Source organism: Amycolatopsis sp. NBC_00355 (assembly GCF_036104975.1).
Classification (GTDB): Bacteria; Actinomycetota; Actinomycetes; order Mycobacteriales; family Pseudonocardiaceae; genus Amycolatopsis.
Genome location: NZ_CP107982.1, coordinates 8,319,865 through 8,331,802, shown reverse-complemented (window position 1 = coordinate 8,331,802; position 11,938 = coordinate 8,319,865). Strand labels below are relative to the sequence as shown.

The window sequence follows — 11,938 nt, the reverse complement described above, 5'->3', positions numbered from 1 at the left end:
AATCTGGGGCTTGAAGCGTTTGACAGGTCACCCAATCCGGGAATTTCGGCGGCATGTCTCCTTGGCGAACCACCACTCGACGGAACACGGCCGTGCGGGTCATCACGGCGATCGGCGCGATCTTCGCGGGGATCGAAGTTCTCTACATGATCATGGTGCTCGCCGGCGCCAATGCCGGTAACTCCTTCTTCGTCTTCATCAAGTCATTGGCGGTTCCTCTCGCGTTGTTCTGGCCGGGCCTGTTCCCGGTCAGCAACCCGAGCCTGGCCGTGATCCTCGACTTCGGCCTGGCCGCGGTGTTCTGGCTGGTCGTCACCGGCATCATCGCCCGCTTCGCCGGTCGGTGACGGGCGGCGCCACCCGCACCGCCCACTGGACTGCCGCCTGCCGTCGCCGCCCCCTCCGGCGACGGCAGGTGGCTCACCAGCGTGACGGCGAGGGCGCGCCGCGGAGCCGCGTTTTCCGGCCGCGGTCGGAGATCGGCTGCCGGACAGCGCGCTCCGAGCAAGACCGAGATCCGTGAGGTCACGACTCCGCGACCCACAACGCCCCCCGCACCCGCCTGTGACGAAGCAGGCTCCAGACCGCGACCGAACCGTTCGGGCTGGTCACGAAGGGCATCGTCGACCGGTGAACGACCACCGGCCGCCTCTCACCCCTTCGGGCGGCCACCCGCCATCCCCGCCGAGCCGCTTCTTCGGCGACACTGGACGGATGACTGACGGCAGATGGTTCGACGGCTGGGCGCCCTGGCCTGAGCTGGCCGGGCTGGCCGCGGCCGGGCGTTCACTCCTCCCGAACGTCCCGGTCACGCCCGCCGCCGTCGTGCGGACCGTCACCGAGCAGCTTGTCGGGCGCCGGTTGACCGCCAAAGTCGACGGTCGCGAAGTCCGCCTCACCCTCACCGAACTCCACTACCCGGCCGACAGCCTGCGCCTGGCCACCGGACGTGTCGGCGACGTGCGCATCGTCGCCGAGGACGTCGATTGGCCCGAGCCCGCGGACGAATCCGGCGAGGAGAACAGCATCCCGCTCAAGCGGGTCACCGTGCTCGCCGACGACGTCCGCCTCCGCTCGCTGCCCACCCCGGCCGCCATTCCCGCGCGGGTCGAGCTGCGGATCGCCGTGTCCGCGGACGTGCTGCGCGAGCGGGTGGCGGCAGTCCGCCCCGGCATCGTCGCCGCGCCCGCCGAAAGCGGGCTGCTCCAGATCCACTGGGCCAAGCGGCCGCAGTGGGGCCACCTGACCCTGGAGGCCCTGGTGGAGGGCGACGCTGTCGTGCTCCATCCGCGGACCCTCCACATCGGACGCCGGCAGCTGAAACCACCGGCGCGTTTCCGCCCCATCGTGCTTCCGCTGCCGGAACTCCCGCCCGGGATAAAGCTGACGAAGGTGGAGCCACGGCACGACGAACTCGTGCTCCACACCGTGGCGGAGGAATGGCCAGAACGGCTTTCCCGCATTCCGCTGACCGATCTGCTGAGCTGGCTGACCACCGCGGCGATGACCCTGACCCTGCCGAAACTCGGTACGCGCCCATAGCTTCCCCCTTCATCGGTGAACCCCACACCGACGAAGCTACTCGAACGCCCGTTCGAACACATCACTCACACGGGTACAACCGGGAAATCGTTGCGCCGCAAGAGAATCAAGCGTCCCGATCACGCAGATAGCGCGTGTGGTCCGCCTGCCGGTCGACGTCCGCCGCGTAGAACCGTTCGGCGATCCGATGCGCTTCCGCTTCGAGCAACTCGAGCTGTGCCACCAGTTCCGAAGCCGCGCCGGCCCGCCGGGAGGCGAACCACCACGGCAGATTCAGGAAGGACTCCACCGACAACGGCAGATCGGTCCGCACCAGCCGGATCACGGAGTGCCGCAGATCCGGATCAGCCGACAGGCGTGCGGGCTGCGCAAGCAGGTCGGCCAGCACTTCGGCGATCCGCCGAACAGTGTCCACAGTAGACGCGGGCATCCGCGACGCCTGGGAAGTCACCGAGGAAACCAGCGTCTCCAAAGACGCGCGCAGCTCCCCCGAAGTGTCGGGCAGCAGCCGCACCTTCTCCGGTGGCGCGAGCAGCGCGCCCACCGCGTACAGCGCGACCACGACGACCGGCCACAGCCCGCCGATCACCCCGGTCAGGTACAGCCCCAGGCCGGCGAGCCCGCCGACGCAGCCGGCGAGGTTCTTGGTCGAGCCCAGATAACGCAGCATCATTGGTACCCGCGAATCTCCTGGAAGACGCTCGAAAGCTGGACCTTGCGCGCGTCGAACACCTTGCCGCCGGTCATCGTCGCGACCTGCGTCAGCTCGTCGCTCGACCCCTCGCCGAACAGGACCGTGAACACCGGCACCTGCTTCATCGCGGGCGGCAGCGAACCGAACGACGCCTGGAAGCCGGCCAGGGACGAGCCGTTCGAGTTCTCCCCGTCGGTCATGAGGACGATCGACGTGAACCGGTCGGGATCGCGCGCCGCCAAGGGTTCCAGCACCCGGTAGGCCTCCGCGAGGCTGTCGTAGATCGCCGTCCCGCCACGAGCGGTCAGCCCCTCGGCGAACGCCTTGATCCGCGCCAGCTCGGCCGCGGGATCCCGCTCCGGGACAACGAACGTCGAAGCCGGCGAAGGCCCCGAATTGAAGGGCAGCATCGTCACCTCTTCACGGCTCCGGAACCGCCGGTACCGGCCGGTGAGCGAGTTGTCGGCGCCCGTCAGCCCGGCCAGCGCGGTGCGCAGCGAGTCGATCCGGTCGCCCTCCATCGAGCCGGACGTGTCGAGTACGTACAGCGTCCGCGACGGCCTGCGGATCTTGTCGAAGTACGCCTGGAGCAGGGCGTCGACGGCCTGCTGCGTCGCCGGGAACGGCAGTTCGACGAGGTCCCGCTGCGCGAACTGCGATCCCAGCGTCACCCCGGGGACGACCGGACGCCGCTGGGTCGTGTCCATGATCCGCTTCTGGACGTCCGGCGTGCGCAGGTAGCCGGAAAGCCGCTGGTGCGCCGAACGCGCGTCGGAGCCGGCGTCCGCCAGCAGCGTCAAGGGATAGTCCGCCGTGACGACGCCGTCGCTCGGGTAGATCAGCTTCAGCGGTTCCGGCAGCTTCCCGGACGCGTTCGCCGACAGCAGCACGGACTCGTAGTTGATCAGGCCGTCGACCTTCTGCCCGGGGTCCTGGCCGGTCGCGCGCCGCGTGTAGGCGTCCGACAGCCAGCCCGACGAGCCGGCGGAAAGCGCCTGGGCGCTGAAGAACTGCGTCAGCTGCGGGGTGACGGCGGCGATCTGCTGGGCGTCGATCGCGTTGCCCGCGCCCGCGAGCGCCGACGCGACGCCGACCAGCGCCGAGAACCCCGAGTTCGACGCCGACGGGTCGGTCATCCCGTACGTGAACGCCTTCTTCCCGGCCTGCGCGGCGATCTCGCCCCAGCCGACCGGCTTCCCGGTCCAGCCGAGCCGTTGCGCGGATGACGCCGACAGTCCCAGCACCACCGGTGAACTCATGATCTTGACCTGGTTGCCGAGACGCTTCGCCGCGTCGGGAATCCCTGCCGGGTAACGGTTCGAGGAGAACCAGACGGCGTCGTACTTTCCGTCGACGCTGCCGTTCGCCAGCGCTTCCGCGCCTTCCAAGGTGCCGGTGAAGGTGAACTTGACCTTGATGCCGGTGGCCTTCGCGGCCTCGTCGAGCACCGGCTGCATGTCCGCCAGCTCGCTGCCCGCGAGGATCCTGAGCGTCCCCGGCTCAGGATCCCCCAGCGGCGCGGACGACGAAGAACCGGAATCGGCGCAGCCGGCCAGCAACACCGCGCTCAGGGCCACCAAAACGAGCTTCTTCATACTTCCCCCTCGTGCGAACGCCGGAGGTGGTCCTCGGCGCGGCGAAGCTCCCCGGACAGCGACTCGACGGTGGTCGCCATGGTGCGGACGGCGTCCGCGCGGAAGCCGTCGATCGCGTCGATCGAGGCGTAGATCCGGTCGAACGACGCGCGGATCGTCTCGGTCGCGACGGCCGGATCGCTGCTCGCCTTGCGGATCTCCGCGGACTGCGTTTCCAGCAGCTCGGAGTTGGCGCGGATCAGCCCGTCGGTGGTCGACCGCAGCGCCGCCACCTCGTCGAGGACGTCCCGCTGGCCCGCGAGAGCAGCCGAGACGAGCAGCGCGACGCGCAGTGCGGACACGGTCGTCGACACCGCCCGCTCGACGCCGCGGATGAGTTCGTCGTTGGTGCGCCGCACCAGGTCCAGCGCGAGGTAGCCCTGCGCGCTCACCGCGAGCTGGGTGAGCAGGTCCTGGTGCCGCTGCCGGATCGGGTACAGGATGTCGCCGCGCAACGCGTTCGCCCGCGACGGGTCGGCGAACTCGAACACCGACGCCTGCCGCTCGATGGCCGCATCGACGGCTTCGGCGAACAAGGCCGCTTCGGCGAGCTTCCCCAGCACCTTCCACAGCCGTTCGCGTTCGCCCCTGATCGCGGCGTTGTCCCGCCGCAACCGGTCCTGCCGCGTCCGCAGGTCGACGACCAGCGCGTTCACCGGCTCGTTCGCCGCGTGGTACCGGTCCAGGGCCCGCTTCGCGCTGTGCGCGACCGGGAACATCCCCAGCAGCTTCCGCCCGGTGATCGGCAGTTTCGCCGGGTCCAGCTCGGCGACGGTCCGGCGCAGCCCGGCCAGGGTCAGCGTGACGCCGTCCTGCGGGGACGCGGCGCCGCGCAGCGAACGGTCGAGCATGGTCCCGGCGACGCCAGCCGCGGCCCGCATGTCGGCCTCGCCGACGGCCAGCAGCTCGTCGAGGACGTCGGTGAACTCCGGCGACTTGACGTCCAGGGCTTCCAGACGCGTCGCGAAGACGTCGGCGCGTGCGGTGATCTCGGCGCGAGTGTCTTCCCCGAGCGTGACGAGCCCGGCGGCGCGTTCGGGGGAAACCGCGGTGACGGGGGTGAGTTCGGCCATGTCAGTACTGCTTGCCGACGGCGTCGAGCAGGCGTTCAAGGGTTTCGAACGACGGTGGCTCGACGGCGTCCACCAGGTCGGCCGGTGCTTTGACTCGAGCGGCGACGTCGGCGAAGAGCTTCGGGTCGGTGGTGCGGAACCCGAACGTCGCGGCGAGCTTGCCCAGCTCCGGATCGGTCGCGAGCAGCCGGCCGACCTGGTCGCCCTCGGCCGAGAGCGGGACCAGCGTGTGCTTGGAGTACACCGTCGGCGCGGTGTAGATCAGCCGCATGTCCGGCCGGATCGAGCCGTCGCCGCGGACGGCGCGGTCCACGAACTGCGACTCGTAGATCAGCGCCAGGGGTGTCTTGCCCAGGCCCGCGGACAGGTAGTCCTCGAACGGCCCTTCGGTGCTGTTCTGCGTGTATCCCTGGTCCAGGAACAGCTTCGACACCGAAGGCAGCACCTTCGCCTCTTGGTCGGGTGTGCTGACGACCGCGTTGCCGTTGGCCACGAAGGAAACGATCGACAGGTACATCGCCGCCGAGTTCGACTCACGCGGGTCGGTGGTCGTGACCAGGACGTTCTTGCGTGCCGGGTACGCGGTGTTGCCGGGCAGCTGGTCCCAGCGCGTGCCCGTCTTCGCGACGTCCAGGTACTTCGCGACGTCGAGGACGTCGTAGTCGCCGGCGCCCTTGTGCACCACGCCGTTCGCCTTCAGCAGCGCGACGATCGGCTCGAACGTGGCGATCGCCATCGGCGACTGGAACGGGGTGTAGACCGTGGTCACCTTGCGGTCGCGCTGGATCTTCTGCGCCGCGGGTGAGGACGACGGGAACGCGAAGGCGTATTTCCCGAGGTCGACGGTGGTCGCGATCTGCCGCGACCCGGCCGTGTCGACCTCGACCTTCAACCCGTGCTTCGCGAAGGCGTCGACGACGCGCTGATCGGTGAAGAAGGCCTGCTTCTCCGAGCCGATCACGCCGCGCACCGTCGTAAGACCTGGCCCGGAGTCGTTGCCCCAGACGATCACCGCCACGACCGCGAGCAGCAGCACCACGGCCAGTCCGATCGATACCCGGCGTTTCACGAGCCACTCCCCTCAGCCGCCTTCGCTCATTTGACGCGGGAGGGAGCCGGTTCGAAGTGAACAGCGGGTGAAGGAACGGTCTCAGGTCACCGGGAACCAGGTCCCCGACGCCCATTCCGTGTCGCCCCAAGCTTTTCGCTCTTCGGCGCGTGGATCGAGCACCAAGTCCGTGTCTTCCCGGAAAACCAGCACCGGCCGCAGCTCCGGGCCGTACGGCGGCCATTCGGGGCCGTCGGCGGACGCGACGCCGTCGTGCACGAACCGCACCCAGCAGCGGTGGATCAGGAACGCCGCGCGCTCGCGGGCCGGGTTCACGTCGGTCGCTTCCGCGAACAACGGCAGCGGCGTCTTCCACGCCATCGTCGTCTCGGTGCCGTGCCCGCCGTCGAGCTGCTCGGGCACGCCGGGGGCCGCGATGTCGATGCGGTAGCGGTAGACGGGCGCGTGCGCGGACTGCGCGTCGGCGAGGCGCTGCGTCGGGATGCCGTAGCGTTCGTCGCCCATCGCGGCGATCTTCGCGGCGTTGAGGTCCGGGACGCGGCGGAGGTAGGTCTCGAGGAGTTGCGAAGTTCCTTCGGCGCCAAGGATCGCGGAGAGGACGTCGGCGGCGGGCGCCGTCGCGACGTCGTCACCCAGCATCATCGCGTACGTACTGCCTTCGTTGCTGTTGCAGCCGACGAGCAGCGGGACGCCGGCCGCGCTGCCGCGGCGGATCGGCTCGATCGGCACCTCCGGCAGCACGCGGGGGTGCAGCGTCGGGCGCCACAGCCACAGCGCCTGGAAGCCGGTGAGGATCCGTTCCTGCGCCTCGACGAACTCCTTGGCCGGCAACGCCCGCAGGGATTCGACGTCGTGGCAACCGACTTCGTCGAGCAGCCGCCGGGCCAGCGCGGTGCCGGTTTCCGGTGTCGCCACGTGGTCCGCGCCGCCGCTGCTGCTGATCGCCTGCGCGAACAACCCCGTGCCGAGCGGGCTGCCCATCAGGTTGCCGACGCTCTTCGCGCCCGCCGAGACGCCGTAGACGGTGATCCGCGACGGATCGCCGCCGAACGCGGAGATGTTGCGGCGCACCCACTTCAGCGCGGCGATCTGGTCGAGCAGGCCGCCCACCCCGGCGTCCGCCTCGGCGTCGCCGAAGATCCCGGCGAGGTGCAGGAACCCGAGCGAGCCGAGCCGGTAGTTGATCGTGACGACGACGATCCCGGCGCGCGCGAACTCCTCGCCGTCGCCCAACTGTTCGCCGTGACCGACGCGGTAACCGCCGCCGTGCAGCCAGAACAGCACCGGGTAGCCACCCTCGGGCGCGGGCTCCTCCGGCGTGCAGACGTTGAGGTACAGGCAATCCTCGTCGCAGACCGCCTGCGGGTTCATCGGGTCGGGCGACTGCATCGCGTGCGGCCCGTACTCCGCCGCGACGTGCACGCCACCCGAGAGCGAAGGCGGCTGCGGCGCCTTCCACCGCAGCTCGCCGACCGGCGGCCGGGCGTACGGGATCCCGCGCCACCGGCGGACGCCGTCACCCGCCAGCCCCACCAGCGCCCCGAGCTCGGTCGTGACCGTCGGGACCGAGGCCATCAGAGGGAGGCCTGCTCTTCGGTCGGGAGGCACACCTCGAACCGGGTGTTCCCTGGCTCGGACTCGACGCGCAGGTCACCCTGGTGCCGCTCGACGACGATCTTCCACGAGATGTCCAGGCCCAGCCCGGTGCCCTCGCCGACCGCCTTGGTCGTGAAGAACGGCTCGAAGATCCGCCCCTTGATGTCCTCCGGGATGCCCGGGCCGGTATCGCCGATTTCGACGCGCACCTGGTCGTTGACGCCCCACGTGCGCAGCGTCAGCGTGCCTTCGCCGCCCATCGCGCCCAGCGCGTTGTCGATGATGTTCGTCCAGACCTGGTTGAGCTCGCCCGCGTACGCGGGGATCTTCGGCAGGCTCCGGTCGTACTCCTTGACGACGCGCACGCCGTCGCCGATCTTGCCGGCGAGCATCACGAGCGTGGAGTCGAGGCCGTCGTGGACGTCGACCCACTGGTGCGGCGACCGGTCCATCTGCGAATACTGCTTGGCCTTGCCGACCAGCGCGGAGATGCGGGTGGTCGAGTCCTCGATCTCGCCCATCAGCATCTCGGTCTCGAGCGCGTAGGCGAGCCAGCGGACGGCGCCGTCCATGAAGGTGTCGCCGACCTGCTCCAGGACGTTGTCCAGGTCGGTCGTGGTGAGCCCGGCCCGGACGTAGATGTCGGCGAGGTCCCAGCCACCGTCGATGTCGTGGTCCTCGAACCAGTCGCTGATCTGGTCTTCGCGGTCGGACTGCTGCATCGCGCTCAGCTTCGGGGCCTGCGCGACCTGCTTGACCAGCTTTTCCTGGACGTCGATCAGCTGGTAGAGCAGCTCGGGATCGATGGTCTTCTTCGCCAGGAAAGCCAGCTTGTGCCGCATCCCGGCGACGCGCTCGCGCAGCGCGGACGTCGCCCGGACGGCGGCCGCGGCCGGGTTGTTCAGCTCGTGCGTCAGGCCGGCCGACAGCTCGCCCAGCGCCAGCAGCCGGCGGCGCGACCCGATCACGGTGTCGCTGTTGCGCCAGCCGAGGTACATGCCTTCGAGCAGGTGCGTCGCCATCGGGAACCACCGGCGGAACTCGAAGGAGAACTCTCGCGACGGCAGCGTCAGGAACGTGACGTCGGACAGCGCACGCACCGTCGCGTTGTAGCGGTGGTCGCTCTCCTGGTGCACGAAGAACTGCGTCGCGCCGAAGTAGGCGCCACGCTGGTCGGACCGGTTGGTCTCGACCTCGGTGCCGCTGACGAGCCGCGTCATCCGGATCGCGCCGCTCAGCAGGACGTAGAAGCAGGTCGCTTCGTCGCCTTCGCGGATGACGACGGTGTCGCCCTCGTACTCCTCGAGCACGGCGTTGTCGGCGATCCAGTCGAGCTGGTCCTCGGAAAGGTGTTCGAACAGGAAGAGGCCGCGAAGCTCTTCCCGCGGCAATGCGCTCATTCCTTCACCCCTGTTTTGTCGGTGGCCGGGGCTACGTTTCCCGCATGTCCCGCTTTCGCTTGACGCCCACAGCCGAACAGGAGGCTCGGCTGCTGGTCCATTGCGCCCACGCGCGGTTCGTCTGGAACCTCGCCGTGGAGCAGCACTCCCATTGGCGGCCCGGGCGGCCGCTCCCTCCAGGCTACGTCGAGCAGGCGCGGCAGCTGACCGAGATCCGGGACGAACACGCGTGGTTGCGCGAGGGCTCGGTCACCGTCCAGCAGCAGGCGCTGCGCGACTTCGCCCAGGCTCTGCGCAGCCTCTTCGGAGGCACCCACGGCAAGCCGACTTGGCGCCGAGCCGCGGTCCACCAGGGATTCCGACAGGTCGCCGTCCGGCCTGAGCACGTACGAAGGCTCAACCGGCGGCGCGCCGCCGTGTGGGTGCCCAAGGTGGGCTGGGTCCGGTTCCGCTGGTCGCGGCCCCCGTCCGGCGAACTCAAGTCCTACCGGATCACCCGCGACCGCGCCGGGCGGTGGCACCTCGCGTTCGCCGCTGTCCCCGCGCCCATTCCGGCGCCGGGCGACGGCAGCGCGGTCGGGATCGATCGAGGCGTCGCCGTGTCGGCGGCACTGTCGACCGGAGAGCTCCTGCACTGCCCCGGGCTGTCCCGCGCCGAGCGGGCGAGAGCGTTGCGGCTGCGACGGCGGCTCGCCCGGGCCGCCCGCGGATCGAACCGGCGAGCCAGGCTGCTCCGAGCGATCGCGCAGCTGACCGCCAAGGAGTCCGCACGCCGGAAGGACTGGGCGGAAAAGCTGACGACGCGTGTCGCCCGCGAGTTCGACGTGATCCGGGTCGAAGACCTGCGCATCACGCACATGACCCGATCGGCGAAAGGCACCGCCGCGGCGCCGGGACGGCGAGTGCGGCAGAAGTCGGGCCTGAACCGGGCGATCCTCGCCCAGGGGTGGGGTCTGGTGGTCTCGCGCTTGGAGCACAAGGCTCCGGGCCGGGTCGAAAAGGTCCCTGCCGCCTTCACGTCGCAACGTTGTTCCGCCTGCGGGCACGTGGCGTCCGAATCCCGCGAGAGCCAAGCGGTGTTCCGGTGCGTCGCCTGTGGGTACAGCGGCAACGCGGACGTGAACGCGGCCAGGAACATCGCCGCCGGACGGGCGGTGACCGCGCGGGGAGGCGGGACAGTGGTCCGGCCGGTGAACCGTGAACCTCGGCGACCCGACCCGGCCGTGCCGGGCTCGCGCCGCCGGAATCCCCTGGTCGGATGACTGCGGGGAGGACGTCAATGTTCCTCCAGGTACCGGTGTACCAGCGTCACGGCCATCGCGCCTTCGCCGACCGCCGACGCCACTCGCTTGACCGACTGGGACCGCACGTCGCCCGCCACGAAGACGCCCGGGATCGACGACTCGAGGTAATGCGGGTCACGGTCCAGCGTCCAGCCTCTCGGGCGCTGCCCGGCGGCCAGGAGGTCCGGGCCGGTGCGGACGAAGCCGTACTCGTCGCGGTGGAGGTCGTCGCCGAGCCACTCCGTGCGGGGGGCCGCGCCGATGAAGATGAACAGGTGGCCGGTGTCGACCTCCTCGGTGACGCCGTTCTCGCAGAGCGTGAGCCGCTCCAGGTGGCCGTCGCCGTGGGCCTGCTTGACCGTGGTGCGGGTGCGGACGTGGATGTTGTCGATGCCGGCGATCTGCTCGATCAGGTAATGCGACATCGACGCTTCCAGGGACTCGCCGCGCACCAGGATGCTGACGTCGCTGGCGTGCTTGGAGAAGAACACCGCGGCCTGGCCGGCGGAGTTCGCGCCGCCGACGATGTAGACGTGCTCGCCCTTGCACTCGGGCGCCTCGGTGGCCGCCGAGCCGTAGTAGACGCCGCGGCCGCTCAGCTCCTCGATGCCCTCGGCGTCCAGCGCCCGGTAGGTGACGCCGCTGGCGAGGATCACCGAGTGGGCGGCGATCTCGCTGCCGTCGCCGAAGGTGATGACCCGGGACGAGCCGCGGGCCTCCAGGCCGACGACGTCGCGGGCGGTCAGCACCTCGGCGCCGAACTTCTGCGCCTGGCGCCGGGCCCGGTCGGTCAGCTGCGCGCCGGAGACGCCGTCGGGGAAGCCGAGGTAGTTCTCGATGCGCGAGCTGGTGCCGGCCTGCCCGCCGGTGGCCTTCTTCTCGACGAGCACCGTGCGCAGGCCCTCGGACGCGCCGTAGACCGCGGCGCCGAGCCCGGCCGGGCCGCCGCCGATGACGACGAGGTCGTAGAACTCCTGCGCGGGGCGGGTCGACAAGCCGACCGCGTCCGCGATCTCGCCGCTGGAGGGGTGCTTGAGCACGGTGCCGTCGGGGGTGACGATCACCGGGATGTCGGCTTCGACGGCGTCGGCGGCCTTGAGCAAGCGCTTGCCCTCGTCGTCCTCGACCGAGTACCAGCGATACGGCACGGCGTTGCGCGCGAGGAAGTCGCGCATGTGGAACGACGGCGACGAGTACCGGTGGCCGAGGAGCTTGACCTCGTCGACCGGCTTGTCGCCGACGGCCTTCCAGGTCTCGACGAGCGCGTCGATCACCGGGTAGAGCTTCTCCTCCGGCGGGTCCCACGGCTTGAGCAGGTAGTGGTCGACGTCGACGACGTTGATCGCCTGGATCGCGGCGTCGGTGTCGGCGTAGGCGGTCAGCAGGGCCCGGCGGGCGTGCGGGAACAGGTCCATCGCCTTCTCGAGGAAGGCGATGCCGTCCATCTGCGGCATCCGGTAGTCGGCGAGGATCGCCGCGACGGCGTCGCCGCGCAGCTTGATCTCGCGCAGCGCGTCGAGGGCGTCGGCGCCCGAGTCGGCGCGGATGATGCGGTAGTCCTTGCCGTAGCGCCGGCGCAGGTCACGGGCGACCGAGCGGGACACGGCGGGATCGTCGTCGACGGTCATCAGGATCGGCTGGCTCACG

The 11,938-nt window shown here is 70.1% G+C and carries 10 protein-coding genes; 3 read left to right on the top strand and 7 right to left on the bottom strand.

The annotated features are described in order from the left end of the window. Nucleotides 1-92 precede the first annotated feature (92 nt). Together OHS18_RS38450 and OHS18_RS38445 are read left to right on the top strand one after the other, a co-directional pair. The gene (locus OHS18_RS38450; protein ID WP_247061574.1) at nucleotides 93-347 is read left to right on the top strand and encodes a hypothetical protein; all 255 of its coding nucleotides are present in this window, start codon (nucleotides 93-95) and stop codon (nucleotides 345-347) included. 367 nt (nucleotides 348-714) lie between these two features. Then, complete coding sequence (locus OHS18_RS38445) at nucleotides 715-1,542, top strand: hypothetical protein (protein WP_328614088.1); 828 nt, start codon at nucleotides 715-717, stop codon at nucleotides 1,540-1,542. Nucleotides 1,543-1,648: 106 nt separating this feature from the next. On the opposite strand, the gene OHS18_RS38440 is transcribed toward OHS18_RS38445, so the two are convergent. From OHS18_RS38440 to OHS18_RS38415, 6 genes are all read right to left on the bottom strand, one after another. After that, a complete protein-coding gene (locus OHS18_RS38440) occupies nucleotides 1,649-2,215 on the bottom strand; it encodes a hypothetical protein (protein WP_328444129.1) in 567 nt (188 codons plus the stop codon). Continuing rightward, on the bottom strand, nucleotides 2,212-3,831 hold the full coding sequence (locus OHS18_RS38435; RefSeq protein ID WP_328444131.1) for a substrate-binding domain-containing protein: 1,620 nt from the start codon (nucleotides 3,829-3,831) through the stop codon (nucleotides 2,212-2,214). The genes OHS18_RS38440 and OHS18_RS38435 overlap by 4 nt, the downstream gene beginning before the upstream one ends. Continuing rightward, nucleotides 3,828-4,943: a toxic anion resistance protein gene (locus tag OHS18_RS38430; RefSeq protein WP_328614087.1), complete on the bottom strand. Its 1,116-nt coding sequence runs from the start codon at nucleotides 4,941-4,943 to the stop codon at nucleotides 3,828-3,830. The genes OHS18_RS38435 and OHS18_RS38430 overlap by 4 nt, the downstream gene beginning before the upstream one ends. 1 nt (nucleotide 4,944) lies before the next feature. Then, nucleotides 4,945-6,012, bottom strand: coding sequence for a hypothetical protein (locus tag OHS18_RS38425; RefSeq protein WP_328614086.1), 1,068 nt, complete (start codon nucleotides 6,010-6,012; stop codon nucleotides 4,945-4,947). Nucleotides 6,013-6,093: 81 nt separating this feature from the next. Further along, nucleotides 6,094-7,587 (bottom strand): carboxylesterase/lipase family protein, encoded by a 1,494-nt coding sequence (locus tag OHS18_RS38420; RefSeq protein WP_328614085.1) that lies wholly within the window; start codon nucleotides 7,585-7,587, stop codon nucleotides 6,094-6,096. Then, a complete protein-coding gene (locus tag OHS18_RS38415) occupies nucleotides 7,587-9,008 on the bottom strand; it encodes an ATP-binding protein (RefSeq protein ID WP_328444139.1) in 1,422 nt (473 codons plus the stop codon). Before OHS18_RS38415 ends, OHS18_RS38420 begins: the two co-directional genes overlap by 1 nt. A gap of 44 nt (nucleotides 9,009-9,052) precedes the next feature. On the opposite strand from OHS18_RS38415, the gene OHS18_RS38410 reads away from it, so the two are divergent. Further along, entirely contained in the window at nucleotides 9,053-10,270 is a 1,218-nt protein-coding gene (locus tag OHS18_RS38410) for an RNA-guided endonuclease InsQ/TnpB family protein (protein ID WP_328614084.1), read from the top strand. 14 nt (nucleotides 10,271-10,284) lie between these two features. Here the strand turns inward: OHS18_RS38410 and OHS18_RS38405 are convergent, their stop codons facing one another. Next, nucleotides 10,285-11,937 (bottom strand): FAD-dependent oxidoreductase, encoded by a 1,653-nt coding sequence (locus OHS18_RS38405; protein WP_328444143.1) that lies wholly within the window; start codon nucleotides 11,935-11,937, stop codon nucleotides 10,285-10,287. Nucleotide 11,938 lies beyond the last annotated feature (1 nt).

Coding starts and splice junctions, on each gene's coding strand:
- OHS18_RS38445 (WP_328614088.1), top strand. CDS start 715: ATGACTGACGGCAGATGGTTCGACGGCTGGGCGCCCTGGCCTGAGCTG.
- OHS18_RS38440 (WP_328444129.1), bottom strand. CDS start 2,215: ATGATGCTGCGTTATCTGGGCTCGACCAAGAACCTCGCCGGCTGCGTC.
- OHS18_RS38435 (WP_328444131.1), bottom strand. CDS start 3,831: ATGAAGAAGCTCGTTTTGGTGGCCCTGAGCGCGGTGTTGCTGGCCGGC.
- OHS18_RS38430 (WP_328614087.1), bottom strand. CDS start 4,943: ATGGCCGAACTCACCCCCGTCACCGCGGTTTCCCCCGAACGCGCCGCC.
- OHS18_RS38420 (WP_328614085.1), bottom strand. CDS start 7,587: ATGGCCTCGGTCCCGACGGTCACGACCGAGCTCGGGGCGCTGGTGGGG.
- OHS18_RS38415 (WP_328444139.1), bottom strand. CDS start 9,008: ATGAGCGCATTGCCGCGGGAAGAGCTTCGCGGCCTCTTCCTGTTCGAA.
- OHS18_RS38410 (WP_328614084.1), top strand. CDS start 9,053: ATGTCCCGCTTTCGCTTGACGCCCACAGCCGAACAGGAGGCTCGGCTG.